Here is an 881-nt window from a genome sequence, read left to right as displayed (position 1 = left end):
GAAAGCAGCGGCATCTTTGATATCGGCGGAAAAATTATGGAATTCACCGCGGAAGTCACTACCATCGACGCAAGCGGCAATCCCGGTAGGACAAAAATGGATAGTTTCAACGAACCCATTAAGATCACTGTGGACCTGTCCGCAGCCGGACTGACTGAGGCGGATGTGGCTGAACTGTGTGCGGTAAGGTATGAGAAGGATGAGGCCGGCAACATTACGATAGTCAAACTGGGAGGTGCTTATGACCCGGTGACCAAGCACTTCACTTTCTACACCGACAGTTTCAGCTATTACGGCGTAGTCAAAGCCACAGGATTGCTTAAAATCAGTCTGGGCATCGACCTGACAGCGGTGAAAGTAAACGAAACCGAGCAATACCTGGATGTGCCCGCCACCATCATCAACAGCCGCACCATGGTGCCCCTGAGATTTGTGGCTGAAAGCCTGGGCGCCCAGGTGGACTGGGTGGAGGCAACCCGCACTGTGGTTATTGCCCAGGGAGGCAAGGTTTTGGAATTGCCGGTGGATCAACTGGTTGCCGGGTTGGATGTGCCCGCCACCATCAGGGAAGGGCGGACTCTGGTGCCGATCCGCTATGTAGCTGAAAACCTGGGTGCACATGTCATGTGGCACCCCTCGGCACGGAAAGTGGACATCGTTAAATAGCCAGGCGGGAAAGAGATCTACAGGGAAAGTCAGAGATTTGGTGTATGATAAGGGCTCAGGTTTTGGTGACTGGCTGAGGCTTGAGCCTTTTTTATGGTAAAAACCCCGGAATTGATCTCCCTGAGAATTCATTTTTGTTTACTTTGCAGGGATCGCGTTTTAAGAAAAGATTTTCAGGTTTGCCAGAAGCGATTGACAATAAGAAGATGTTGGCA

At 51.3% G+C, this 881-nt stretch carries 1 protein-coding gene; it reads left to right on the top strand.

Annotation, left to right across the window (positions count from 1 at the left end):
* On the top strand, positions 1–666 hold a 666-nt coding region (locus tag B3W37_RS03730), incomplete at its 5' end, for a copper amine oxidase N-terminal domain-containing protein (protein ID WP_483174827.1).
* Positions 667–881: the final 215 nt, after the last annotated feature.

The organism is Syntrophomonas sp. UBA5494 (assembly GCF_002426325.1).
Note: the sequence above shows the minus strand (reverse complement) of the source record. Positions and strands in the feature narration are given on the sequence as shown.